We start from the raw sequence: 24,957 nt of genomic DNA, 5'->3' as shown, positions 1-24,957 counted from the left end.
CCGTGCGCGATCCACATGCGGCGGACCGCGCAGGAGACCGGATTGTGATGGCCTGGGCGTTCAGCAAGCCGCGAACGAACCCGCGGAGACCCAGGCCTTGGCGACGTACATGCCGGGGTGGACTCGGAGCCAGACGCTGCTGGTGCCTTGCGAGCCGGTGACGCTCTGGCCGTTGGTCTGGCACTCGACCGTCACCTGGGCGGACTTGCCTGCCATTCCGACGACCGCGCCGGAGGAGTTCGGCGTGTTGCGGACGTTCAGGTAGCCGGACGTGATCGACACCGTGCCGCGGCCGCCGTCGCCGGTCCACAGGTAGGTGACGTCGACCCAGGAGTTGTCGGACAGCGCCAGCGCGTCCCAGAACGTTCCGTCGGCGAGGTCGATCCCGGCCGGGTTGGCGACCGTCCGGCCGAACTGATCCTTCCCGCCGTTGTAGCCGTCCTGGTACGCCGCCTGTGCTTCCGGCTTGCCCTGTGGCAGGTCCTTCCACATCTCCCGGGTGGCGCTCGGGTTCCAGTAGTCGTCCTTGGTGTTCCACGGCCCGACGTCCCAGACCGGCTCGAAGGCGCAGCGCGACGCCGTACAGACCTTGACCGAGTAGGTGCCGGAACCATTGCCGGACAGCCCGCGACGCGACGGCAGGGCGACGAAGTGGTCGCGATTCACGATCACGTGGCCGTTGGCCGTCGTACCGCCGACCAGGCCCTCACGGGTGGCGAAGACGCGGGACTTCAGCGGTGCGGCCTGGATCGTCATCTGGCTCGGGCTGACCTTGTCGGTCGGCTGGACGGTCACGTCGCTCACCCACGGGTTGGCGCCAGTAGGCGGAGCGGTGACGATGATCCGCAGCTGGACCTGGTCACTCGCGCCAGGCAGGGCAGTCGGCGTACCGGCCTGAGCCGGCGTCCACTCCGTCCACCTGTCCTTGACCCAAGCCCGTACGGCGACCTCGGCCGACGAGCGGTCCGGCGTACTCGCGGTGTAGCCGACGACAACGGCCGAGGTCGCGGCGGCGAACCGGACCGGGGTGAGTTCGGCAAGACCCGAACGCTGCTTGATCTCTGTCGAGCCAACGGCGGCGGGAGCGTCGCCGAGGATGATCCGATTGCCTTCGATCTTGACGTTGCTGGATCCGGCGACGGGCTGGGCGGCCACGGCGGCGGGATCGGTCTCCGTGGCCGAGCTGGGGAGGGTGGCGGTCGCTGCCGCCAGTACGGCGGCCAGACTGACCACCACTTGCATCCTTCGGGTGATACGCATGGGCGGCTACCTCCGGGGCGGTGAAGGTGTACTGCGGGTGATCAACCCAATGTGACAAGGAAACACTTCGCTTGTATAGCCCGTGAATAAATTTCTTCAAAGGAGTTGGTGACCAGACAGAACCTGTTCGATCACCCAGCGGGTTTGGACCGGTGTGACAAAGGCAGAGGAGAATCGATGACCCGGACCGCGGACGCCGACTTCGAGCGCTTCGTCTTGGCGCAGTCGACCCCCTTGCTCCGCTTCGGGGAGATGCTGTGCGGCGATCGGCACACCGCCGAGGACCTGGTGCAGCAGGCGTTGATGCGGTCGTATCCGAAATGGCACCGGCTGAACAGCGATCCCCTTCGCTACGTGCGCCGGGTGCTGGTCAACCGGTTCCTCTCCCAGGCCCGCCGGCGCTGGCACAACGAAGTACCCAGCGATCCGGTGAGCAATGACTGGGACCAGAGAGCGGTGGCGGACTTCGCCGGTGAGGTTCAGACCAGAGAGGCCGTGCTCTCGGCCCTCGCCGGTCTGACCGTCCGGGAAAGAGCCGTGGTTGCGCTGCGCTACTCGCAGGATCTCTCCGAGGCCGAGACCGCCGAGTTGCTCGGTATGGCGCCCGGGACCGTGAAGAGCACGGCCTCCCGGGCGCTGGCCAAGCTGCGTTTGGCACCCGACCTGATCGATACAGGAGTTGGAGGACACTGATGAGCGACGAGCAGCAGGTACGCAATGCTCTCGATTACGACATGGAGCCCTGGCAGCCGAACGCGGCCGACCTGATGCGCCGCGGCAAGCGGCTCGCCTGGCTCCGCCGTGGACTGGCCGCGGCGGGCGTGACTGCCCTCGCCGGAACGGTGGCGACCGTGTCCGCCGCGGTCGGCGGACCGGCCCAGGTGAAGAACATCCTGGCCGGCGACGGCAAGCCGTCGGTACCGGCCGTGGTTCCGGCGGACACGCCGAAGCCCTCGGTCGACCCGACCTGCCTGCCGGCCAAGCCCACGCTGCCGAAGGCGACCGTGTCGGTGAACAAGACCATCGACCCGAACAACCCGCCGAGCGTGAAGCCGACGCTCCCGGGCAAGCCGTCCGTACCATCGGCGAAGCCGTCGCTGCCGGCCAAGCCGTCGCTGCCGACGACGAAGCCCTCGCTGCCTGGTACGCCGACTGCCAAGCCGTCGGTCCCGACGACGAAGCCTTCGTTCCCTGGTACGTCGACCGCGAAGCCGTCATTCCCGACGGCGAAGCCTTCGGTTCCGGCCACGCCGTCGCTGCCGACCAGCAAGCCGTCGCTGCCCTCGGTCCCGGTCCCGTCGAAGAAGCCCACCCTGCCGACGACGAAGCCGTCGCTGCCGGCCAAGCCCGCCGTACCGGTGCCGACCGCGACGCCGTCGCTGCCGGACTGCGTGCACGGTGTGCCGTCGGACAAGCCGTCGCTGCCGACCGCCAAGCCGACGCTGCCGGGCAAGCCGTCGCTGCCGACGACCAAGCCGTCCGCGCCGAAGCCGGCCGCTCCGACGGTGACGGTCTCCGGCGGGGTCAAGATCACCATCGACCCGGGCAAGCAGCCGTCGGCGTCGAAGCCGTCCATCCCGACCACCAAGCCGTCCTTCCCGACCGCGACGCCGACCTTCCCGACCGGCACGCCGTCCTTCCCCCACCGGTAACCCCTCCTCTCAACCGGTAGGGCATCAATGGTCGCCGGCGAGTAGCTGAATGCGAGTCGCTACTCGCCGGTGACCCCATCGGTCAGTTCGCGTACGACGTCCAGATGTCCGGCGTGCCGCGCGTACTCCTGCAAGACGGTGAACAGAATCCAGTTCACCGTCGGGCGGTCCTCCTCGCCGAACCGCCCACCGCTCGCCCCTGGTGTCGCCGGATCAACACCGGTCACCAGGCGGCGGGTGATCTCGCCGCCCTCGTGCAATCGGGCGAGAAGATCGGTCACCGTGTCGTCGGGGCCGACCGACCAGCGACCCTCGGGATCGCCGCCGGAATCACCCCACGGTTCGTCGACCTGCTCGCCGGCGAATCCCCAGCGCAGCCAGCGTCTTTCCATGAAAACAAGGTGTTTCAGCAGTTCGAGCGGCGACCATCCCGACGGCAGCACACTGGTCCGCAGCTGAGCCTCGGACAGCCCGGTCAGCTTGGTCTCGATCACACCGCGGTAGTGGTCGAGCCAGCCAAGATGCAGCTCGATGGTGTCGGCTTCCTGCCTGCGCGGCTCGGTCATGATCGCAGGAATTCGGCGGTCGCTTCGTCGGCCGGGTAGAACGACTCGATCATCAGCTCCGACACCGTGACGTCCAGCGGCGTGCCGAAGGTGGCGATGGTCGTCAGCAACGACAGCTCCTGTCCTTGACGTCGAAGTTTCATCGGTACGACGACCTCCGCCGGGCTCGGGCTGGTTGGTTGATCGCCGGCGCCGTACGCGCGCAGTTCGTCGTACAGGTCCTGAAGGTCGGGATCCGCCGTACCGGCGACCTGTCGCTGGAGTGCGGCGAGCGCTGAGGCGCGGACCTCGGCCAGATTGGTGATACGACCGGCCAGGCCGTCTGGGTGCAAGGTGAGCCGGAGCGCGTTAATAGGTGCCTTAAGCAACTTTTCGGAGACGCCTTCGGTGAAGAGCTGGATGCCGTCGTTGGACTCGACGATGTTCCACCAGCGGTCGACGACGAGCGCGGGGTACGGCTCGTGGGCCTTGAGCAGCCGGCGGAGCGTCGTACGGATCGCGAGCATGGCGGGAGAGTGCAGCGACGATTCGCTGTAGACGGGGGCGTAACCGCCGGCCAGCAGGAGCTGGTTGCGGTCCCGCAGCGGTACGTCGAGATGCTCGGCCAGCCGGACGATCATCTCCCGGCTCGGCTGCGAGCGCCCGGTCTCCACGAAACTCACGTGCCGGCTCGACACCTCGACCCGGTTCGCCAGCTCGAGCTGACTCAGCCGCCGCCGCTCCCGCCAGCCGCGCAGCAGCTCACCCACCGGACGCTGAAACGTCTCCTCGATCGTCGCCACCATGCTCCGACCGTAGCCGCTCAGGTGACCGCCGCCATTACCTCCGACGTCATCGACCCGAGTCGGTCCGCGCAGGCAAGGTTCTCGTCATCCGAAACTTTCCGAGGAGGACACCATGAACGCTCACGCTCTCGCCGACCAGTACTTCGCGATGTGGAACGAGGCTTCGGCTGACCGCCGGGCAGAGCTGGTCGAGGCGATCTGGACTGCGGACGCGACCTTCGTCGACCCGAGCTTCGAGGTCACCGGCCACGACGCGCTGAACAAGCTGGTCGGCACCGCTCAGCAGATGTTCCCGGGCCTCGCCTTCGTTCGCATCGGCGACATCGACGAGCACCACACCTACCTTCGCTGGACCTGGCACCTGACCGCCCCCGGCGCAGACCCGGTTGCCGGCGGCACCGACATCGTCGTACTCGCGGAAGACGGCCGGATCGACCGAGTCATCGCCTTCCACGACTTCCCCCCGGCCCACTGAGGCTGCACCCGAGGGTCGCTTAGCTGTCGTCGAGGTGACGGAGACAGTCGTCGTTCGGCCGGATGAGTCCGGCCGAACAGGCGATCCTGGTCCGGAGCGCGGTCGTGCTGGGCGCGGCCTGGATCAGAATGCTGCGACGAGGCGCGCGCAGCGGACCGGATCCTCGGTGAGGCCGTGCCTCAGACCCCAGAGCCAGTAGTCGACGGTCCGGAAGACGACCCAGTCGCGGGCGCGGTCGCGGTCGAGAGCGGCCTCGGTGACCGCGGTGTCGAAGTGCGGCACGATCTCGGTCATGTCGTCGATCCGAGTCCACAAGACCCGCGCGAGGTCGAACTCGATGTCGCCGCGATACAGCACCGGGTCGACCGTGAGCCAGTCCTCGCGTGTGCCCGCGAGTACTTGATCCGAATGCAGATCGGCGTTCACCGCGAGCTCCGATGTGGTCTCGCTCAACGCCGGCGCGACCTCCAACGCTGCCTGGAGGATGCCGCGGTCGAACGGCCGGCCCAGGTCTTCCCACTCCCGCTCGAACGCGACCGACCGATCAGCCACGATGTCCGCGGTCGACGGCACGTCGTCCGGAGCCGGCACCGCCAGCCGTCGCATCAGTTGCCCCAGTACGGCGACCGCCTCGGCGACGGGCCTGGTCGTCAACGGCGTCGACAGCCGCTCCAGCAACATCGCGCCGGCGTCGAGGTCGGCGTCGTACAGCATCACCATCCCGCGCCCGTCCCACCACCGCAGCGCCCGCACCTGCTCCCCGACCTCCGGCCCAGGCGGCGTCATCCGCAGTACGAGCGCCTCACCAACCGGCACCACAATCGCGTTCGACCCGTAGGCCACCTCGCCGGCAACCGTGAGCCCCCACTCCTCACACTGCCGCTGCACCGCCCCAGGCAACCCCGCCAACCACTCGGCCCCCTCACGCCACCAGCGCGGCATAGCCAAAAACCCCTGAGGCACCTCGATCATCCGCCCAACCTAGCCGGGCCGATCGGTCCACGCGCCTGAATTTGAGCCCGAGGGTACCGAACGACAGGAGGTATTCCGCGCCGCCTCGACCGGCTCCGCCTGAACCTTTTCGGCGAACCGGGTCCGGAGGTCACACCTCCTGTCGTTCGGTACCACCAGTCAGCTGACTGACTCGACTCTCAGGGAGCCGGAGCCTACGGTGACTCCGGCGTCGGTTTGGACTGTGAGGACGCCGGTGATGTTGCGGCCGGCGCCGGGCTGGGCGAGGACGGTCAAGGTCGCGGTCGGGGACCACGTCGAGCCGGACGGGTGGACGGCGTTGCTGTCGTTGCTGACCAGTGAGCCGAGCGCCGGCGACACGTAGGAGTCGACGAGGTCGTACGCCGTACTGCCGCTCGGCACCGAGAATCCGTCGACCTCGATCCGGTAGAGCGACGCCGGCGGGTTGGCGAGCGTCACCTGCTCGACCGCCGTCGCCCCACCACTGGCGCCTACCAGCACGCAGGTCGTCGGAGTCGAGCAGCGGTAGACGAGCAGGTCGATGTCCGCCCGCAAGTCGGACGCGTTCCCCGTGCGGACCGTGTACGACGTGACGCCCGCAGGCAAGGTCACATCGAACGTCTGCGTCGCCAGATTCCCGATCGTCGGGCGCTGGGTCTGAGTACTGGCCAACGCTCCGCCACCGACGAGCCGCCCGGTGAACCCGGCGAGCTGGTTGGCGACCGTGTAGTTACGGACCTGCGGCGTCCCGAGCGTTGCCGACGCCACGACGTCCGGGTTGGGCGAGATCGCCGTACCCAGCACGGTCGCGCTCAGGCCGAACGGCGCCTCCTTGACGTCGGACGTACGGCGTGCCTCGACCACGAGCTCCCAGACACCCGGCAGCGGATCGACGACAGTGCGGCTGTGTGGTGTGCCACCGGCACAGCCCCCGCCCGCATCCGGGTCGTAGCAGCTCAGGCTCGAGTTGCTGTCCAGCGGCAGACCTTGCGGCGTGTAGCGCAGGAAGCGGATCTGCCCGGCGCCGGCCGCTGCGCCGCCGCCAGTCAGGTCGACCTTCAGCGCGCTGGCTCCGACCGGCACCCGCACGAAGTAGCTGCGGGTGGCGTCCCGGCCGACCGTACCGCTGGCCTGGAACGTGTATCCGTTGGCGGCCGTGAAATCCTGCGGCACGAACACCGCGTTCATAGTGATCAGGTCGACGCCCGGCGTGGTCGGGTCGTCGAGCTGCAGCACCGCGGAGTGCGCACCGGGACTGAACGGGTTGACCTGTACGGCGAAGTCCACCGGCTCGTTCAGCGGCAGACTGACCTTCGTTCGCGAACTGAAGGCGCCATCGTTGCCGATCCAGCGAACATTGTGAGCCACCACCTTGGCCGGCCCGCTGGTCCGCGTCAGGGTGTACGTGCGGTTGTACTTCACCCCGAGCGAGACGCCCTCGCGATCGTGGATGCCGACACCGACGTTCGGCGTGGCCAACTGGTCGCCGAGAACCGTGCTCACAGGGACGGTCGCGGAGATCGCGTTCGGCCGCTGCCCAGCGCGAAGCTGATTCCAGGCCGCGGTCACCGCGAACAGGCCCGTGCCCTGCTCGTACGCCCCCAGTTGCGGCTGGTACGACGCACTGGACCGAATCGCACTGCGCAACGCGGCAGCCGTCGGCCTGCTGCCGAAGGTCGCCTTGTAAGCGCTGACCAGGAGCGCGCCCGCGCCGGTAGCCTGCGGAGCCGCCATCGAGGTGCCGTTCAGCATCGAATAGCCGGGCGGCAGTGTGTACGTACCGGCCACTGGGCCGCCAGGCTGCCACCGCGGCGTGGTGGAGATCGCCGCGCCGGGCGCCACGATGTCCGGCTTCATGCCGCCGTCCTCACGCGGTCCGCGGGAGGAGAACGGGTGCAGCCAGTTGTCGTACAACGGATCGGAGCCATAGTTCGACAGCCAGGTCGCCCTGGTGATGTACGCACCGACGCTGATGGAGTTGGTGGCGACCGACGGGTCGCCGACCGAGTTCGCCCCGGCACCGCTGTTGCCGGCCGAGATGAAGATCTGCATGTTGAACTCGTCGATCGTGCGGTTGTAGAGCAGCGCCCGCGCGTTGTTGCCGTCGTTCAGGGCGGGCAGGCCGCCGATCGAGATGTTCACCACGTCGGCGCCGTTGTGGGCGGCGTAGAGGACGCCGTCGATCAGGCCGCTGCTGGTGCACGAGGTGGTGGTCAGGCAGACCTTGACCGCCATCAGTTGCGCGCCGGGAGCCGCGCCGCTCATCGCGCCGCCGAACAGACCGTTGGCGGCGGTGATGCCGGCAACGTGCGTACCGTGCTGCGCTCCGGCGATGCCGAGGTTGACCACCGAGCCGGCGTCCGAGTTGGGGTCGTACACCGACCGGTCGGTCACCACGACGAACGGAACGCGCTCGACCACGGCGGTGGCCGGGTTGTCGGTGCCGAGGAACTGGAAGTCCCGGTTGACCTTGAAGTCGATCATCGGGGTCTGGTCGGTGAAGTCACCGTCCTGGTCGATGTCGACGTACACCTGCTTGGTGGTCCGGTCCTGCAGAACGCCGATCGACTCGGCGGCAGTGCCGTCCCGGTCGACGTCGCCGCCGAGCTCACCCTGGGCGAGCTCGCCGGCGGCTTCGCGGAGCTGGCCGAAGGCGTACGGCCCGCCGGTCGCCGGTGCGATCCAGGTGCGGCTTGCGGCGGTGAAGGTGCCGTTGAACCGGCCGGTGGTGCTGATCCAGGTGGCGTCACCTGAGGTCGGCGAGTTCGCGTTGTACCAGTCGATGATCTTGTTCTGGCCGGTCGTCGTGGTCTGCAGCGCGGGTGTGTCGAGGTCGATACCGGAGTCCAGGATCGCGATCGTGGTCCCGCGGCCGTCCCACTGCGGGTTGGCCAGGGCGAACTGCGCAGCCTGGGTGTCGCCGGTGGGCAAGTACGGGTTGACCCGCGGGGTGCTCGGACCCGGCGGTGTCTGTGGGGCGGGCAGCTGTGCGCCTTCCGGCTGCGGGTCGTCGCGCTGGATCAGTCCGTCGACGTCCACCGCCTCCACCGCGCTGAGCCTGGCCGCTTGCTCGACCTTCCCGACCGGGATCTCCACCTTGAGGTAGTCGACGGCCCCGTCGGTCTTGAGTACGACGCCACCGAGGGCGCGCAGCTGGTCGGCGGCGGCTGGCAGCCGGTCGCGTTCCGCGGCGACCAGGAGCGTCACCGTCTTCTTGCCGGCGGCCTGGGCCGCGGCGATCCGCGCGCGGTCGGCGTCGCCGAGAGCCTTGTCGGACTTCGGATGCGGCGGCTGGGTCGCGGCCGCACCGGCGCGGTCGGGGCCGCGCGATTGGGCGGTTGATGGCAGTGCGGTGGCACCGGCGATCAGCGCAAGTACTGCGGTGGTCGCGGCGGCCAACCTCGCCATGGAACGTTGGACAGGCGTCGACGAACTCATCGTATGGGTCCCCTCCCCGGGCCGAACGGCTACGAAGCAGTGGACTCCGCCGCGCCCACGAGCGCAAGACCTCGTCACCAGAAACGTGCCGTCGGCAACCACCCCGTCGCCCAGGTGAACCGGTTCGACTCCCGCGACGCGCCTCGATGAGGACTCCCCACGGCCCTTCGAGCGGTCCATGATGTGGGGATGGCGGTTTCGGGATGAATGGGTTGTCGTTCGATCCGGAGGTGTCCCGGCAGGTCGAGGCGGTCTACGGGACTCCGGATGTGGTGGAACAGCGGCGGGTGGTTCGGGCGGCGCTGGCGTTGCGGGCAGGGGATCGGGTGCTCGATGTGGGGGTCGGGCCCGGGCTGCTGGCGGCGGAGATGGCGGCCGAGGTCGGGCCGACCGGGCGGATCTGCGGAATCGACGTCAGCGACAGCATGCTGGCGATCGCGAGTACCCGCGTGGAAGTGCCCGACGGGCCGAGGATCGAGCTCGAGCAGGCGTCGGTCGCACGGATTCCGTACCCGGCGGAGAGTTTCGACGTGGTCGTCTCCACTCAGGTCTTCGAGTACATCGAGGACGTCTCCGGCGCGCTGGACGAGGTACGACGGGTGCTCCGGCCGGCGGGTCGCGTCGTACTGCTGGACACCGACTGGGACTCGATCGTGTGGCGGTCCAGCGACGACGCCCGGATGGAGCGCGTGCTGACCGCGTTCGAGGACCATCTGGTGGATCCACACCTGCCGCGGACGCTGGGCGACGTACTGGCGAAGTCCGGATTCACGCTCACGCACTTACAGACAGTGCCGATCCTCAACTCGTCGTATGACGGACGCACGTACAGCTCGGGGTTGATCGACATCATCGCCGGGTTCGTCCCGGGACACGGCGGAGTCAGCGAGGAAGAAGCCCATGCCTGGGCCGACGATCTGCGGGCGCTCGGAGCGGGTTACTTCTTCAGCTTGAATCGCTACCTGTTCGTGGCGTCAGCGCTTTAGGACCGAGCTCGGCGGGCGCACCCTGGGTACGCCCGCCGGGGCCGGTCGTTCTCCCGCCCCTCAGTGGGAGAACTCGCGGCTCGGTGAACACCACCCATGCCCGAATGGCACTGACCGAACCGCGGGACGTCCTACTGGTACCCCACTCCGCGGCGGCTCACACGCACCGGCATGCCGAAATCCCACTCCGTAGGACGAAAACTTCACATTCCTCAAACCTTCGCTGCCCGGAAGGACGTCGACCAGGGACCCCGGGCTCGCCTAGCCTGGACGGCGGTTCCGTGTGCCGGGGGAGGCCGCGGACGTCAACAGGGTGGGGGAGAAGCACAGCATGTTCGACGACGAGTTGACCGACGACGAGCTGGATCGGCTGGAGGCGCTCGGCGCTGCCGAGGACGCGGAGCTGATCATCGCGGCCGCCGGGGAATTAGATGCCTGAGGCAAGGATTGTCTGGCGGGGGAAGACGTTCAACCGGCGGACGGTGGCGATGGTCGAGGCCGCGGAGAAGATCTGTCAGTCGAAGTTCGCGATCCTGCAGGGGTCGTACAACAAGGGCGGCGTGACCGCCTCGGCCGGTACCCACGACGGCGGCGGGGCGGTCGACATCGACATCGCTACGAAGAGTCCCACACAGCGACGCGCGGTAGTCACCCCGATGCGTCAGGTCGGGTTCGCCGCCTGGCTGCGGACCCCGGCCCAGGGCAACTGGCCCTACCACGTGCACGCGATCGCGGTCGGTGACAAGGACCTGTCTCGCGGCGCGGCCCACCAGGTCGCTGAGTACCGCCGCGGCCGCAACGGCCTGGCCGATCGTGGCAAGGACGACGGCCCGGCCGGGAACTACGGGATGACGTGGGAGCGCTATCTCAAGGCGCACCCGCCCGGCCGGCCGGTGCCGGACGTGACCATCTCGCTCGGCGCGATGGAGTACGCGCGGATCCATGACGCGATGAACGGGACCTGGGGCGCGGACCGGGCCCGGGTGCTCGCCTGGGCCGCGCATCCGAAGGTCGGCGCGATCACCCGGGCCGAGACGGTCCCGCCGCCGGGAGTGCCGTGGCACGTGCACTTCCAGCGGATGATCCGGAAGGTCCAGCAGCACTTCAAGCTCGAGGCCACCGGCAGCTTCGACACCGCGGTCGCCACCGTGATGAAGCGCTACGGCTACGAGATCGTCGCCTGACCCGGACCTCCAGCCCCTCACAATCTCCGCCCGCGCCGCCGGGTGAGCGTGCAGCGTCGTACGTCGTCGTGATTGTGATGGCCTGGCGGTCCGCATCGGACAAACGACAAGGCCCCACCGGTAGCAGCCGGTGGGGCCTTGGTGGTCCACTACCGCCCGGGCATCCCCGGTGCAGCTGTGGAGGTGGAGAGCGGAACCGACGCCGATGCAGGGGTCAAGACGTCAGCTCCGCTTGCCTGTGTGGAGTTATCTCGTGTCGGCCACCAAGACGTTCGCCTGGTGGAACTGAACGTTCGCCGGCGGGGTGCCGACCGAGCCGAGGTGGTTCATCGTCGGTACGACGACGGCGCGGACATCGGTCCGCTTCACTTCCTCGAGCAGTGCGTGGAAGGCGGTGGACTCGGCCGTGTCGCGCTCGGTGTAGACGGTGCCGAGGGTGAATCCTCCGGCGCTGGCGAAGGCGACGAGTGCATCCGTCGCCGCGGCCAGCTCCTCCGCGCAGCTCAGCGCGTCGGCCCGTACGTACCCGAGCAGCGTCGGCCGGGCGGTCATCGTCCCGGCTCCGCCGTGCTGTCCACCAGCACCGGCTCGCTCGTCACCCGGAGGGAGGCGAACCGGCGCCGCATGGCTTCCTCGTACTGCACTGCCTGCTCCGCTGTGGCGGTGTGGTCCGCGATCGGGTGAGCGCCGAACCAGACCCGCACCCGACGGTGCGCGGCGGGGGTTTCGAGCGTCTCGGTCATCAGCGGTCCTTCGGCAGTCTCGGTCGGTACCCCGGACGGCTTTGTCCGGTGCTGAGAAAAGAACACAGCACCTCGAGGGGCTGCCGGAATACTTTCGAAGGGACCTTAACGGAGCCCTAACGCAGAGTAGGGGAACCCTGCGAATCCCCTGGTCAGAGGCGTACCGCGAGGTGGCTCCCAGGCGCCGCTAATGTCCTGTCAAGAATGTTTGCAGGAATTTGCCAATAACGATTCGGCTGCGCCATTCGGACCAGCGCCGAAAACATTTACCGGCTGCTTACGTTCGCTTACCCACCGATACCAGGACACCCAGTACGGCGGCCGCGAACGGCACCACGAGTCCGTCCCGGAACCCGTCGCCGAAGCGATTGACCAGCCACGGCGTCAGCGTCGGCGCCGGCACCGAGTCGATGCCGATCACCATCAACGCCAGGCCGGTCTCCACGGCGTCACCCTGCACGCCACGATCCAGTCCCTCGTGACCTGGACGGAGACCCACCAGTCCGAGATCGCCTCCGCTCGCGCTAGGTACGACTCCGCGTCCGTGTGAAGTGCGCGGGATGACGCGGTACGGCGGCCAGCGTCAGCGGAGCGGCGAGCACGGCGAAAGCCGCCAGCAGGTTGAGCGTCAGCGGTAGATCGAGGAGCACGGTCATAGCGGGCGCGACGAGTGCGCCGACCAGCAGGGCGAGTGAATCGGCGGCGAAGAAGAGCGCTCCGATGCGTCCGAGCATGTTTGTTGGTGCGGTGCGTTGGATCGCGGTTTCGGCGGTGATCAAGAGGATGCTGCCGGGGATTCCGATCAACGCCGCGGCGGCGATTGCTGTGGTGATGTTCGGTGCGTTGAAGAGCGCGAAGAAGGCGGCCGCGGCGGCGAGCTGAGTGACGGCGATGAGGTCGCGGATTCCCAACCAGGTAAGGGCTTTCGTGCTCAGTGCCGCGCCGATCAGATAGCCGGCACCAAGGCCCGAAATCAGGTAGCCGAGGACGTATCCGGGCGCGTGCAACCGCTCGACCGTGAAGGGAACGAGCAGGGCAGTCAGGCCGGCGTTGGCGGTGAGGAAGATCGTCTGGCCGAGCAGAATCCCGCGCAGCACTCGGTGGCGTACGACGTGCTGGAAGCCTGCCAGCGGGTTGTCGACTTGCTCGGTTGTTGGGTGTCGTTGCGTGCGTACGGTCCTGATGATTGCTGCTGACAACAAATAGCTCAGGATGTCGACGGCCAGCACGAACTCGATGCCTGGGCCGGCCAGGAGTAGCGCGCCGAGGGGTGGGACGGCGAGGCGGATTGTGCTGCCGGTGAAGGCGTTGAGGGCGTTGGCGCCGGCGAGTTCGTTGCCTGTGCCAACGACTGAGGGAAGTAGGGCTCTCGCCGCTGGGCGGAAGACCGTGCTGGCGGTGCTTTCGGCAAGGATCGCGACGTAGATCGGCCAGATTCGGTCCGGCTCGGCGAACAGGATCAACGCGACTGCGGCCGCGCTGACGAGCTCGGCAATCCACAGGGCGCGGGTGAGGTTCCAGCGGTCCAGGAGGACGCCGGCCCACGGGCCCACGAGCAGCGCCGGGAGCGCCTCGAGGGCAAGGGCGAGTCCGGTCGCGACGGGGGAACCGGTCAGGTCGAAGACGTAGAACGGGATCGCGACGACCAGCAGCCAGGAGCCAAGGCCGGAGATCCCGCCGCTGATCCACAGCCGGCGGAAGTCGCGATTCCTGAGCGCTCTCACGGTCTGGGAAACTATCTTGATGAGATAGGTCTTGGCAAGAGTGTTCTGTGAGAATAGGCTGGGGTCTGTGGAACTGGGTGAAGTGCTGCGCGAACGCCGGAAGGCAGCCGGTCGTACGATCGCGTCGGTCGCCGTGGATGCCGGGCTGTCCGTGCCGTACATCGCCAACCTGGAGAACGGGCGGGGCAACCCGACGGTGTCCGCCCTTGACCGCCTCGCCACCGCGCTCGGGGCGCGGCTGGAGGTGAGCATCGGCGAGGAATCTCGAGCATCGCAGTCGGTCGGAGCCGGGCTCCTCGCCGCGTCGCCTCGGGCTGCGAAGGTCATCGCCGCTGTGGCCGGCGCGCGGTCCCGTCGCCGTACGGCGGTTCAGGCCGACCTGGTGGAGATGCTCGACTCGTTGGCCGCACTGCTCGGCCGTCCGCCCGCAGCCGCCGATCTCGACCGCCTGCTGGATCTCCTGCTGCTGGCCGAGTAAACCGCCTGCTTGGGGTTTCCTGCTGCTGCCCGAGCAGACGCCTGCTGGGGTTTCTTGCTGCTGGCCGACTAAATCTGTCGAACGTTGAGGAGGCGACCGCATATCGTCCGAACCATGGAGATCGGGGCGCGGATCGCGCGAGCGCAGTTGACGGGGCTGGCGAGGTCGCGGCGGCAGATCGTGGCTGGGCCTTTGGTCGGGCTGCTGCATGACAACGACACTTGGTACCTGTCCACGATGGTGGCCGCTGAACCCGGCCAGCCGTTCGACGTCGACGCCGTACCGGAAGCCCTGGGGATCATCCGGAAGGCCTTCGCTGCCGAAGGGCGCTGGCTGAGCGCGGAACTCATCGACGAGGCCAGTCCCGGCTTGGCCGAGGCGCTCGAAGCCAACGGCATGACGATCCGCTCCCGCCCGCCCCTTCTCGTCGTCGAGCCCGGCGACCTGACGCTCCCTGACCTGCCGGCCGGCGTCACGGTCGACGTCGTACGCACGGACGAGGATCAGGCCGCGGCTAACGCCGTATCCGCCGACGCGTACGAGATGGAAAGCGCCGGGTCCGCGCTGCAGCCGGATCCCGCGAACGGCGGGTGCGTTCTCATCCGCGTCGACGGCGTACCCGCTGCCAGCGCCTCTTGGACCGCCGTCGCCGACGGCGTCACCGAGGTCGCGGGCGTCGGCACCATCCACACCCACCGGCGGCGCGGCCTAGGCGCGATCGCAACCGCCTACGCCACCCAGCAAGCCTTCGACCTCGCCGGCGCCACCCTCGCCTGGCTCACCCCCGGCGACGAAGGCGCCGACCGCATCTACCGCCGCCTCGCCTACACCCCCAAAGCCACCGCCATCCACCTAGGCGACCCAGGCGGCCACCTAGCCGACCTCCGCTGACCCAGCGCCGCGCGACGCGCGAAACTGGGAGGGTTTTTGTGTGGACGGTGGAGGGTTCTACCGGATAGCGCAAGAACCCCTCCACTGTCGTGGCGCCAACATCCCCTGGCCGGTCGGCGTGGTCACCACAACCGGGTTTGCGCCTCGTCGTACGTGCCGGATTTGCGCCTCTCCCTGGGCCCGCCGAACGGCGAAGGCCCGGAAGCCCCGGTGGTGAGCGGACCTGCGCCACTCACCAAACGTCGGGGATGGCGTGCGCCGGGCGACATTTGAGCGTGGGCTTCGGGCCTTGTGCATGGTTGGTGAGTGCTGGAGGTCCGCTTGCCGATGCCAGCACAGGCGTGAGGGCGTACGCCGAGATGATCCGCGAACCGTGCCGCGCCTCGGCCCGCGAACCGTGCCGCGCCTCGGCCCGCGACCGCGCCGCCGTGCCATGGCCCGCGGGGAATGGCGTGGCCCGCTCCCGCGCGGTAGTGAGCGCGGGAGCGGGCCGAGGTGGGTGTCGCTCAGCGGACGGTGAAGCCGGCTTTGCGGAAGGCGTCGGCGAGGGAGGTTTCGTCCATTGGGGTGTCGGACTGGGAGCCGTCGCGACCGCCGCGGTTCTGCCCACCGCGACCGCCTTGACCGCCCTGACCACCTTGGCCGCCGCCTGGGCCTCGACCGCCGCGGCCGCCGCCTTGACCGCCCGGGCCGCGGCCGCCGCCTTGACCGCCCGCGCCGCGACCGCCGCCGCCCTGGGCGCCGGGTCCGCGGCCGCCTTGGCCGGTGTTCGCCGTACGGGGACCGCGGCCGCCGGCGGCGGGGGCGCCTGGCTCGTCGTCGAGGCGGAGGGTGAGGGAGATGCGGTTGCGCGGGATGTCGACCTCGAGCACCTTCACCTTGACGATGTCGCCGGGCTTGACCACCTCGCGCGGGTCCTTGACGAAGTTCTTCGACAGCGCGGACACGTGCGCCAGCCCGTCCTGGTGGACGCCGATGTCGATGAATGCGCCGAACGCCGCGACGTTGGTGACCTGACCCTCCAGCCGCATCCCCGGCTTGAGGTCCGCGATCTTGTCCACACCCTCGGCGAACACCGCGGTCTTGAACGCCGGCCGCGGGTCACGCCCCGGCTTCTCCAACTCGGCCAGGATGTCCGTCACCGTCGGCAGACCGAACATGTCGTCGACGAAGTCCGCCGCGTTCAGCTTCTTCAGTGCGGCCGAGCCGATCAGCGACTTCAGGTCCTGCTGCGTCGCGTCCAGGATCCGCCGTACGACGGGGTAGGCCTCCGGGTGCACGCTGGACGTGTCGAGCGGGTCGTCGCCGCCGGGGATCCGGAGGAAGCCGGCCGCCTGCTCGAACGCCTTCGGGCCGAGCCGCGGCACCTCCTTCAGAGCGCTGCGCGACTTGAACGGACCGTTGACGTCGCGGTGCTGGACGATGTTGTCCGCCAGGCCTGGGGTGATGCCGGAGACCCGGGTGAGCAGCGGCGCGGAGGCGGTGTTGAGGTCGACGCCGACCGCGTTCACACAGTCCTCGACGACCGCGTCGAGCGAGCGGGACAGCGAGTTCTCCGGGAGGTCGTGCTGGTACTGGCCGACGCCGATCGACTTCGGGTCGATCTTCACCAGCTCGGCCAGCGGGTCCTGCAGCCGGCGCGCGATCGACACCGCGCCGCGCAGCGACACGTCCATGCCCGGCAGCTCCTGCGAAGCGAACGCGGACGCGGAGTAGACCGATGCGCCGGCCTCGGACACGACTGCCTTGGTCAGCTTGAGTTCCGGGTGCTTGGCGATCAGCTCGGCGGCCAGCTTGTCCGTCTCGCGTGACGCCGTACCGTTGCCGATGGCAATCAGTTCGACGTTGTGGGCGGCGGCCAGCGCGGCCAGGGTGGCGATCGACTTGTCCCACTGGTTCTGCGGGACGTGTGGGTAGATGACGCCGGTGTTGACCACCTTGCCGGTCGCGTCCACGACGGCGACCTTGACGCCAGTACGGAAGCCCGGGTCGAGGCCCATCGTCGCGCGGGTGCCGGCCGGGGCGGCGAGCAGCAGGTCGCGCAGGTTGGCCGCGAACACCCGGATCGCCTCTTCCTCGGCGACCTGGCGCAGGCGCATCCGCAGGTCGATGCCGAGGTGGACCAGGATCTTCGTCCGCCAGGCCCAGCGCACCGTCTCGATCAGCCACTTGTCCGCGGCGCGGCCCCGGTTCTCGACGCCGACCTTGCGGGCGATGGTGGTCTCGTACTCGGTCGGGCCGTCCACCTCGACGCCGGCCGGGAGCGGCTCGACGGTGAGCGTCAGTACGTCTTCCTTCTCGCCGCGGAACATCGCCAGGATCCGGTGCGACGGCATCTTCGTGAACGGCTCGTCGAAGTCGAAGTAGTCCGAGAACTTCGCACCCTCGGTCTCCTTGCCCTCGCGCACCGCCGACGCCAGCCGGCCCTGCGTCCACAGCCGCTCGCGCAGCTCGCCGATCAGGTCGGCATCCTCGGCGAATCGCTCGACCAGGATTGCCCGCGCGCCGTCCAGAGCGGCCTGCGCGTCCGCGACGTCCGCGTTGACGAACACCGCTGCCGCGGCCAGTGGCTCGACGGTCGGGTCGCTGAGCAGCCCGTCGGCGAGCGGCTCGAGCCCGGCCTCCCGGGCGATCATCGCCTTGGTACGGCGCTTGGGCTTGAACGGGAGGTAGATGTCCTCCAGCCGCGACTTGGTGTCGGCGGCGAGGATCTGCTCTTTCAGCGCGTCGTCGAGCTTGCCCTGGCTCTCGATCGACTCCAGCACCGTCTGGCGGCGCTCCTCCAGCTCCCTCAGGTACCGCAGGCGCTCCTCGATCGTGCGCAGCTGCGCGTCGTCGAGCATCCCGGTGACCTCTTTGCGGTACCGCGCGATGAAGGGAACCGTCGAACCCTCGTCCAGCAGCGCCACCGCTGCCCGCACCTGGTTCTCACCAACCTCCAGCTCACCAGCGATCCGCTGCTCGACCGACTGCACCACCACTGTCCGATTCCCCTCTACCGACATCAAATCCGCAAGCAACCCTCACCCGCGTGGCCCATATCCTTCCCCATCCCACCCCCCACCCCGAAACCCCATCCCACCAACCTGTGGACAAGAGGACGAACTCCCCGGCCCGACTGCACGGGCGCGGGGAGTTCGCGGGAGAAAGGATCAGGCGGCTTCGAGGGCCGCGTCGGTGACCTCGGTGACTGGTTGCTTGGCGGGGCGCATGAGGGTGCAGGCGATGAGGACTGCGGTGGCGACTATGGCGGCGGCGATGGCGAAGGAGAGGTGGTAGCCGTCGGTTAGGGCCTCGAGGGTGGGCTTGGTGTCGGCTACGGCGGCGGTGCGGGTGGCCGACAGGGTGGCCAGGACGGCCAGGCCCAGGGCGGCGCCTACCTCGGCGGTGGTGCCGATGAGGCCGGAGGCCAGGCCGGCGTCTTCGGGGTTGACGTCTGCCATCGAGAGGCCCATCAGGGCGGGGAAGCAGATGCCGCCGCCGAAGCCCAGCAGGATCAGCACGGGAAGTACGTGGACGAAGTAGTTGCCGCCGACCGGAGCCTGCGTGAACAGCGCCAGGCCGATGACGATCAGGACCAGTCCGGCGATCAGCGGGCGGCGCGGGCCGAACCGCATCACCAGCTTCTCGGAGTACCTCACCGACAGCAGTCCCATCACCAGAGTGGTCGGCAGGAAGGCCAGTCCGATCTCCAGAGCGTCGTACCCGAGCACCCGCTGCAGGTACAGCGAACCGAGGAAGAAGATGCCGAACATGCCGGACGCGGACAGCGCCTGGATCAGGTTTGCCCCGGTCAGCGTCCGGGAGCGGAAGATCCGCAGCGGGACCAGCGGGTTCGCCGCTGTGGCCTCACGGACGATGAAGCTCGCCAGCAGAACCACCGTCACGACACCGAACACCAGCGTCCGCGGAGCGGTCCAACCGAGCTCAGCCGCAGGCTTGACGATGGTGAACACGCCGACCATCAGCGCCGCGGTGATCAGCACCGCACCCGGCACGTCGGTGCCACGCCCCAGCCCCAGGCCCTTGTCCGCCGGAATCAACCGCACGGCCAGTACGGCGGTCAGCGCGCCGATCGGCAGGTTGACGAAGAAGATCCAGTGCCAGTTGATGGCCTGCGTCAGCACCCCTCCGGCGAGCAGGCCGATCGAACCGCCGGCAGAAGCGACGAACGCGTACACGCCGATCGCCTTGGCCTGCTCACGCGGCTCGGGGAACAGCGTCACGATCATGCCCAGGATCACCGCGGACGTCAGCGCGCCGCCGACACCCTGGATGAACCGCGCGATCACCAGCACCTCCTGCGACTGCGCGAGTCCGCACAGCACCGAGGCGGCGGTGAAGACGATCAGCCCGGCGAGGAAGATGTTCCGCCGGCCGAGCAGGTCACCCAACCGGCCGGCCAGCAGAAGCAGCCCGCCGAAGGCGATCAGGTAAGCGTTGACGACCCAGGCCAGCGAGGAGCTGGTGAAGCCGAGGTCGTCCTGGATGGCGGGCAGCGCCACGTTCACCACGGTCACGTCGAGCACGATCATCAACATGCCCGCGCACAGGGTGTAGAGGGCCAGCCAGCGCGAGCGGCCGCCCAGCGCGGCCGGCGTCGTCGCCAGGGTGTCGGTCGTCGCGTACATATCCGGTCTCTCCTTGGTCCGAATGAGGTTGCTTACACCTCTACGTCGAACCCGACCGGCTCAGATTGACACGTCCCCAGAATCTTTTTTTCGGCCAGGGCGGGACATCCAATAGGCGATCAGCGCCGGCACCAGCCCCGAGCCGACCACGAACAGTGTCGGTACGGTCGCCAGCAGCGCGAACCAGGTGAACAAACCGACCACCCCGCCGGCAACCGCGAGCGACCGGCGGAGCAGGAAGAGGTTCGCCTCCCGGAACAACCTGCGAGCGCCAGAGATGTCCCCCACAGACGGCAGTACGGCGAGCGCACTCAAGTACAGCCCGACGATCATCCCGGTCAGCGGGATCAGCACCGCGAGCGCGAAGATCCGCACCACCCCACCGGAATAGGCCCAGAACGCCAGCCCGAAGGCGAGCGCGACCCCGCCGAAGTACAACCCGAGCCCACTCAGCCAGAACCGCCGGAACGCCCACCGGAACTCGCCGAAGTACCGCCGAAGCAGCGACGGCCGATCCTGGCTGATCGCATCCGGCAGCACCCGCTGCAGCGCGAACGCCGCCGGGAACAGCGTGACGATGCCGACGCTGAGCACCAGGAAGACCAGCTGAAGCATCAGCAGGTCGCCGGTGATCGACAGCTTCGCCATCACCACATTCGTCCGGCTCGTCCGCTCTTCCACTGATCGCCTCCTCGTTCCAAGCTCGGGTCGTTGATCGTATGATCACGAACAATCACGCGCTAGAGGGGACCGCATGCTTGCACCGGAGCGCCACGAGCTGATCCTGCGGAGCCTACGGCGGCACGGCCGGCTCCGGGTGGCCGAGCTGGTCGCCGAGCTCGGCGTTTCCGCGATCACCGTACGCCGGGATCTCGCCGAACTGGACGCCGCCGGCCTGCTCCGCCGGGTCCACGGCGGCGCGATCGGGACCAGCACCGCCGGCGCCGTCAGCCACAGCAGTCAGCTCACGCTCGGCATCGTCGTACCGAGCGCGACGTCGTACTACTCCGAGGTGATCCGCGGCGCCGAGGCGATGGCCGACCGGTACGGCGCCCGGCTCGTCCTCGGGGTTTCGTCGTACGACGCCACGATCGAAAAGGAACGGGTCGACCGCGTCCTCGGCATCGGAGTCGCCGGCTTGCTGATCAGCACCGCGCTCGGCGACGGCGATGCGGACAAACTCGGCTCCTGGCTCGACGATGTCGACGTACCGGTGGTCCTGATGGAGCGGGCGTTCGGCTTCCCGCACACCGCCCGCGAGTACGACCATGTCCGCACCGATCACGCGTACGGCGCGATCCTCGCGCTCCGGCATTTCGCGAAACTCGGGCATCGGCGGATCGCGATCAACCTGCAGGCGACCGTGACGGCGTACTGGCTGCGGCTCGGGATCGAACAGGCGGCCTCGACGATGGACGTCGACCTGTACATCTCGCCAACCGATCTGCCCGTGCAAGGTGAGGATCCGGCGCAGATCGACGCCTTCCTGGCCGAGTGTGAGTCGTTCGGCACGCGGGCGGCGCTGGTGCATTCCGACGAACACGCGGCCCGCCTGGTCGAACGTGCGATGGAGCGCGGTCTGCGGGTGCCTGACGACCTCGCCGTGATCGCGTACAACGACGTGACCGCCGCGCTGGCCGTCGTACCGCTGACCGCGGTCAGCCCGCCCAAGCTCGCCCTGGGGGAGACCGCGTGCGAGCACCTCATCCGCAAGATCAACTCCCGCCCGGCCGCCGTCCAGCACCTCAGCCTGCTGCCCGATCTGCGCGTCCGGGCCTCCTGTGGCGCAGGGGTGCGGGCGGCGGTCAGCTGAGGTCTGAATGATCGATTGTGATCATTCGAGCGCCGAACTCTTGACGGGGAAAGCCCTTTCCCATACTTTCGCTGCACTCGTCCGGTGACGGACCCGGCCGAAATCTTCGGCAGCGTAAGGAGTGCCCCCTGTGAGACGAATCGTGGGACTGAGCTTGATGGCCGCCGCGCTCAGCGTGGTGGTCAGCAGTTGTGGCAACGGGGTGATCGACAAGAGCACGGACGGCGTCCCGCCGGCCGAGGCCACCGGCACGTTGCGGGTGCTGATCCCCTCATTCCCGACCAGTACGAAGGGCCGGGAGGCGTTCCAGAAAGTCGTCGACGACTTCCACAAGACCTATCCGAAGATGAAGGTCGAGCCGGACTTCGCGACGTACAAGAACCTGAACGAGAAGATGTCCACCTCGATCGCCGCGGGCATCCCGTACGACGTGATGGTCACCGGCGTCGGCTGGGTCCAGCCATTCGCGTCGAAGCGGATCTTCGAGGATCTGGGCAAGTACGGCGTGACCCCGGACGTGATCAAGGACAAGAGCGTCGCGGCGCTGATCCCGGCGGCGACGTACGACAACAAGTTGTACGCCTACCCGCTGGTCGCCGACGCCCGCGCCGTCGCGCTGCGCAAGAGCGCGTTCATCGAGGCCGGCCTGGACCCGAACAAGCCGCCGACCTCGCTGGCCGAGCTCAAGGTGGCGGCCGAGAAGCTGACCAAGCGTGACTCGCACGGGAACATCACCCGCAGCGGCTTCGACCTCGACTCGGCGACCAGCTTCCGGCAGTCGTTCACCACCTTTCTGGCCTCCACCGGTACGCCGCTGTACGTCGGCGGCGAGCCGAACTTCAACAACAAGGCCGGCCTGGACACGCTGCTGTGGATCAAGTCGATGATCAACAACGTCCAGCCCTACGGCCAGACCAACGCCGCCGGGACGTCTCTCGTGCTCACTGGTGAGGCCGCGATGGGCATCGTCAAGGCCGCGGTCGATTGCTCGGAAGACAAGGGCATCGGCAAGAAGAACTGCGACGACCTGAAGTTCTTCCGCTTCAACAGCGGCAAGGAGATCGAGTACGTCGGTGGTGACCTGGCCTCGATCGGATCACGCAGCCGGCACAAGGAGGCGGCCTGGTCGTTCATCCAGTCGCTGACCAAGCCGGCCTCGCTGGACGCGATCGCCAAGCTGAACAAGAAGATCCCGGCTTACAAGGACGCCGCCAACTCGCCGCAGGCGAAGTCCAACCCGCTGAGCAAGTTCGTCGCCGACGGCCTGGTCTACGCGGTCAACGAGAACGAGGTGCCGTCCAACTGGCTCGAGATGCGCGGCAACTTCGATATCCAGCTCACCCAGGCGGTCCTCGGTCAGAAGGATCCCGCCAAGGTGCTGAACAACCTGGCAGGGCAGTCACGATGACCACAACTGTTGAACGGCCGGCACTCGCCACTCCCCGCAAGGTCGCCCCGGCCAAGGACGGCCGGAAGCTGATCCGCAGTCAGGTCCGGGCCGGCTGGACCCTGCTCGCGCCCGCGCTGCTGCACTCCGGCGTCTTCATCGTCATCCCGGTGGTCGCCGTACTGGTGCTCAGCCTGACCGACTACAGCTTCGGCGACACCTGGGCGTGGGTCGGGTTCCAGAACTACAGCGACCTGTTCCGCGATGTCGACTTCCAGGCATCGTTGTGGCACACGGTGCTCTACGCGCTCGTGGTGATCCCGATCTCGATGGCGATCTCGCTCGCGGTCGCGATCGGGCTGAACCAGAAGATCAAGGCGCTCGGCTTCTTCCGGACCGCCTTCTACATCCCGACGGTCACCGCGACCGTCGCGGTCGCCACCATCTGGCTGTGGATCTACAACCCGGGCTCCGGGCTGGCGAACGGGTTCCTCGCCCTGTTCGGGTTCGCGCCGAACCGCTGGCTGGCCGACCCGGCGACCGCCTTGCCGTCGCTGATGGTGGTCGGCATCTGGCAAGGGCTCGGCACCAAGATCATCATCTACCTGGCCGCACTGCAGGGCGTCTCCCGCGACCTGCTCGAGTCGGCCGAGCTGGACGGTGCGAACCGCTGGCAGAAGTTCCGCAACGTCACCTGGCCGGCCATCGGCCCGGTCCAGTTCTTCGTGCTGATCACGTCGATCGTCGGCACGTTCCAGGTGTTCGACCTGGTCTACGTGATGACCCAGGGCGGTCCCGGGTCGGAGACGCGCGTACTGGTGATGGACATCTACCAGAACGCTTTCCAGGACCTGAAACTCGGCTACGCGTCCGCCGAGACCGTGATCATGATGGTCGTGATCGCGCTCTTCATCGGGGTCGGACGCCTGCTCCAGAAGGCGGATGTCAATGACTAGCGCAACCCTGCCGGTGGTCAGTGCCGGCAAGCCGTCGGTGTTCCGGCCCGGCCGGATCCTGTTGTACGTCGTCCTGACCGTCGGCGCGCTGCTGATGATCACGCCGTTCGTGTGGATGTTGCTGAGCGCGTTCAAGAGCAACCTGGAGATCGCCAAGTTCGGCTGGCTGCCCGGCGAACTGCGCTGGCGCAACTTCGTCGAGGCGATGCAGACCGCGCCGTTCCTGCGGTACTTCCGCAACAGCGCGATCATCGCGATCGGTGAGACGGCCTTCACCCTGGCGGTCTGTACGACGGCCGGCTACGCGCTGGCGAAGTTGCCGCTGCGTGGCTCGAAGGCGCTGCTGAACTACTTCATCGTGCTGCTGCTGGTGCCGTTCCAGATCATCCTGGTGCCGCTGTTCCTGATCGTGAAGTCGATCCCGCTGTTCGGCGGCAACAACATCCTCGGCCAGGGCGGCATCGGCTGGCTGAACTCCTGGTGGGGACTGATCATCCCGCTCGGTGCGGCGCCGCTGTTCACCTTCCTGGCCCGGCAGTTCTACGTCACGGTGCCGAACGAGCTCGCCCAGGCGGCCCGGGTCGACGGACTCGGCGAGTTCGGCATCTTCTGGCGGATCATGACGCCGCTGATCAAACCGGCCCTGATCACCATCTGCGTGTTCCAGATCGAGGCGGCCTGGAACGGGTTCCTCTGGCCGCTGATGATCACCACGTCGGACTCGATGCGGCCGCTGCAACTCGGGCTGGCGATCTTCGCGCAGAACCCGGAGCAGATCCAGTGGCCCTACCTGATGGCGGGTACGGCGCTCGCGACCCTGCCGATGATCGTGCTGTTCGTGTTCGCCCAGAAGCGGTTCGTCGAAGGAATGGCGAACGTGGGCATCAAGGGCTGATCAGCCCCTGCGACCTCGTACAGGTGCTCACCCCGCCCCGGGTGAGCACCTGTGAGGCCCCCCAACATGCGGTGGTCCCGAAGAAACACCGGAGCAACTCCCGCGCCCCCCGCCGAGTCGC

At 68.1% G+C, this 24,957-nt stretch carries 23 protein-coding genes; 11 read left to right on the top strand and 12 right to left on the bottom strand.

What is annotated here, in order from left to right:
* Nucleotides 1-60: 60 nt before the first annotated feature.
* Nucleotides 61-1,260 (bottom strand): hypothetical protein, encoded by a 1,200-nt coding sequence (locus tag EV646_RS16800; RefSeq protein ID WP_132149471.1) that lies wholly within the window; start codon nucleotides 1,258-1,260, stop codon nucleotides 61-63.
* A 177-nt stretch (nucleotides 1,261-1,437) separates the two neighbouring features.
* Between EV646_RS16800 and EV646_RS16795 the strand changes: the two genes are divergently transcribed.
* Together EV646_RS16795 and EV646_RS16790 are read left to right on the top strand one after the other, a co-directional pair.
* Nucleotides 1,438-1,953: a SigE family RNA polymerase sigma factor gene (locus tag EV646_RS16795; RefSeq protein ID WP_132149469.1), complete on the top strand. Its 516-nt coding sequence runs from the start codon at nucleotides 1,438-1,440 to the stop codon at nucleotides 1,951-1,953.
* Nucleotides 1,953-2,912 carry a hypothetical protein gene (locus EV646_RS16790; RefSeq protein WP_132149467.1) on the top strand — a complete coding sequence of 320 codons (960 nt, stop codon included), beginning with the start codon at nucleotides 1,953-1,955 and terminating at the stop codon, nucleotides 2,910-2,912. The genes EV646_RS16795 and EV646_RS16790 overlap by 1 nt, the downstream gene beginning before the upstream one ends.
* Before the next feature lie 59 nt (nucleotides 2,913-2,971).
* Here the strand turns inward: EV646_RS16790 and EV646_RS16785 are convergent, their stop codons facing one another.
* Entirely contained in the window at nucleotides 2,972-3,478 is a 507-nt protein-coding gene (locus tag EV646_RS16785; RefSeq protein WP_132149465.1) for a DinB family protein, read from the bottom strand.
* The gene (locus EV646_RS16780; protein ID WP_132149463.1) at nucleotides 3,475-4,263 is read right to left on the bottom strand and encodes a helix-turn-helix domain-containing protein; all 789 of its coding nucleotides are present in this window, start codon (nucleotides 4,261-4,263) and stop codon (nucleotides 3,475-3,477) included. The genes EV646_RS16785 and EV646_RS16780 overlap by 4 nt, the downstream gene beginning before the upstream one ends.
* A 112-nt stretch (nucleotides 4,264-4,375) precedes the next feature.
* On the opposite strand from EV646_RS16780, the gene EV646_RS16775 reads away from it, so the two are divergent.
* A complete protein-coding gene (locus EV646_RS16775) occupies nucleotides 4,376-4,738 on the top strand; it encodes a nuclear transport factor 2 family protein (RefSeq protein ID WP_132149461.1) in 363 nt (120 codons plus the stop codon).
* 123 nt (nucleotides 4,739-4,861) lie between these two features.
* Here EV646_RS16775 and EV646_RS16770 read toward each other — a convergent pair whose 3' ends face one another.
* Complete coding sequence (locus EV646_RS16770) at nucleotides 4,862-5,710, bottom strand: aminoglycoside phosphotransferase family protein (RefSeq protein WP_132149459.1); 849 nt, start codon at nucleotides 5,708-5,710, stop codon at nucleotides 4,862-4,864.
* A gap of 159 nt (nucleotides 5,711-5,869) precedes the next feature.
* Nucleotides 5,870-9,118, bottom strand: coding sequence for a S8 family serine peptidase (locus EV646_RS16765; protein ID WP_132149457.1), 3,249 nt, complete (start codon nucleotides 9,116-9,118; stop codon nucleotides 5,870-5,872).
* A 233-nt stretch (nucleotides 9,119-9,351) separates the two neighbouring features.
* On the opposite strand from EV646_RS16765, the gene EV646_RS16760 reads away from it, so the two are divergent.
* Together EV646_RS16760 and EV646_RS16755 are read left to right on the top strand one after the other, a co-directional pair.
* Nucleotides 9,352-10,134: a class I SAM-dependent methyltransferase gene (locus EV646_RS16760; protein WP_132149455.1), complete on the top strand. Its 783-nt coding sequence runs from the start codon at nucleotides 9,352-9,354 to the stop codon at nucleotides 10,132-10,134.
* Between the two features lie 431 nt (nucleotides 10,135-10,565).
* Entirely contained in the window at nucleotides 10,566-11,318 is a 753-nt protein-coding gene (locus EV646_RS16755; RefSeq protein WP_132149453.1) for a hypothetical protein, read from the top strand.
* A 246-nt stretch (nucleotides 11,319-11,564) separates the two neighbouring features.
* On the opposite strand, the gene EV646_RS16750 is transcribed toward EV646_RS16755, so the two are convergent.
* From EV646_RS16750 to EV646_RS16735, 4 genes are all read right to left on the bottom strand, one after another.
* On the bottom strand, nucleotides 11,565-11,870 hold the full coding sequence (locus EV646_RS16750) for a hypothetical protein (RefSeq protein WP_132149451.1): 306 nt from the start codon (nucleotides 11,868-11,870) through the stop codon (nucleotides 11,565-11,567).
* Complete coding sequence (locus tag EV646_RS16745; protein ID WP_132149449.1) at nucleotides 11,867-12,061, bottom strand: hypothetical protein; 195 nt, start codon at nucleotides 12,059-12,061, stop codon at nucleotides 11,867-11,869. The genes EV646_RS16750 and EV646_RS16745 overlap by 4 nt, the downstream gene beginning before the upstream one ends.
* Nucleotides 12,062-12,338: 277 nt before the next feature.
* Complete coding sequence (locus tag EV646_RS38885) at nucleotides 12,339-12,506, bottom strand: hypothetical protein (protein ID WP_158290973.1); 168 nt, start codon at nucleotides 12,504-12,506, stop codon at nucleotides 12,339-12,341.
* Between the two features lie 79 nt (nucleotides 12,507-12,585).
* Nucleotides 12,586-13,947 (bottom strand): MFS transporter, encoded by a 1,362-nt coding sequence (locus EV646_RS16735; RefSeq protein ID WP_132149447.1) that lies wholly within the window; start codon nucleotides 13,945-13,947, stop codon nucleotides 12,586-12,588.
* On the opposite strand from EV646_RS16735, the gene EV646_RS16730 reads away from it, so the two are divergent.
* Both EV646_RS16730 and EV646_RS16725 read left to right on the top strand, forming a co-directional pair.
* Nucleotides 13,853-14,263, top strand: coding sequence for a helix-turn-helix domain-containing protein (locus tag EV646_RS16730; RefSeq protein WP_158290971.1), 411 nt, complete (start codon nucleotides 13,853-13,855; stop codon nucleotides 14,261-14,263). The genes EV646_RS16735 and EV646_RS16730 overlap by 95 nt on opposite strands.
* A gap of 114 nt (nucleotides 14,264-14,377) precedes the next feature.
* The gene (locus EV646_RS16725; protein WP_132149443.1) at nucleotides 14,378-15,154 is read left to right on the top strand and encodes a GNAT family N-acetyltransferase; all 777 of its coding nucleotides are present in this window, start codon (nucleotides 14,378-14,380) and stop codon (nucleotides 15,152-15,154) included.
* A gap of 506 nt (nucleotides 15,155-15,660) precedes the next feature.
* Here EV646_RS16725 and EV646_RS16720 read toward each other — a convergent pair.
* The 3 genes from EV646_RS16720 to EV646_RS16710 all read right to left on the bottom strand — a co-directional run bounded on the left by EV646_RS16720 (nucleotide 15,661) and on the right by EV646_RS16710 (nucleotide 20,466).
* Nucleotides 15,661-18,135, bottom strand: a complete 2,475-nt coding sequence (locus EV646_RS16720) for a Tex family protein (protein ID WP_277875116.1) — start codon at nucleotides 18,133-18,135, stop codon at nucleotides 15,661-15,663.
* A 171-nt stretch (nucleotides 18,136-18,306) separates the two neighbouring features.
* Complete coding sequence (locus tag EV646_RS16715) at nucleotides 18,307-19,785, bottom strand: DHA2 family efflux MFS transporter permease subunit (RefSeq protein ID WP_132149442.1); 1,479 nt, start codon at nucleotides 19,783-19,785, stop codon at nucleotides 18,307-18,309.
* A 60-nt stretch (nucleotides 19,786-19,845) separates the two neighbouring features.
* Nucleotides 19,846-20,466 carry a DUF624 domain-containing protein gene (locus EV646_RS16710; protein ID WP_132149440.1) on the bottom strand — a complete coding sequence of 207 codons (621 nt, stop codon included), beginning with the start codon at nucleotides 20,464-20,466 and terminating at the stop codon, nucleotides 19,846-19,848.
* A 73-nt stretch (nucleotides 20,467-20,539) separates the two neighbouring features.
* Here EV646_RS16710 and EV646_RS16705 point away from each other — a divergent pair, with 73 nt between their 5' ends.
* From EV646_RS16705 to EV646_RS16690, 4 genes are all read left to right on the top strand, one after another.
* On the top strand, nucleotides 20,540-21,598 hold the full coding sequence (locus EV646_RS16705) for a LacI family DNA-binding transcriptional regulator (RefSeq protein ID WP_132149438.1): 1,059 nt from the start codon (nucleotides 20,540-20,542) through the stop codon (nucleotides 21,596-21,598).
* A gap of 130 nt (nucleotides 21,599-21,728) precedes the next feature.
* Nucleotides 21,729-23,006, top strand: a complete 1,278-nt coding sequence (locus EV646_RS16700; RefSeq protein ID WP_132149436.1) for an extracellular solute-binding protein — start codon at nucleotides 21,729-21,731, stop codon at nucleotides 23,004-23,006.
* Nucleotides 23,003-23,941 carry a carbohydrate ABC transporter permease gene (locus EV646_RS16695; RefSeq protein WP_132149434.1) on the top strand — a complete coding sequence of 313 codons (939 nt, stop codon included), beginning with the start codon at nucleotides 23,003-23,005 and terminating at the stop codon, nucleotides 23,939-23,941. Before EV646_RS16700 ends, EV646_RS16695 begins: the two co-directional genes overlap by 4 nt.
* Nucleotides 23,934-24,836, top strand: coding sequence for a carbohydrate ABC transporter permease (locus EV646_RS16690; protein WP_132149432.1), 903 nt, complete (start codon nucleotides 23,934-23,936; stop codon nucleotides 24,834-24,836). Before EV646_RS16695 ends, EV646_RS16690 begins: the two co-directional genes overlap by 8 nt.
* The last annotated feature ends 121 nt before the right edge of the window (nucleotides 24,837-24,957 follow it).

This window comes from Kribbella antiqua (assembly GCF_004345665.1).
Classification (GTDB): Bacteria; Actinomycetota; Actinomycetes; order Propionibacteriales; family Kribbellaceae; genus Kribbella; species Kribbella antiqua.
This window is presented reverse-complemented; position numbering and strand designations above follow the sequence as displayed.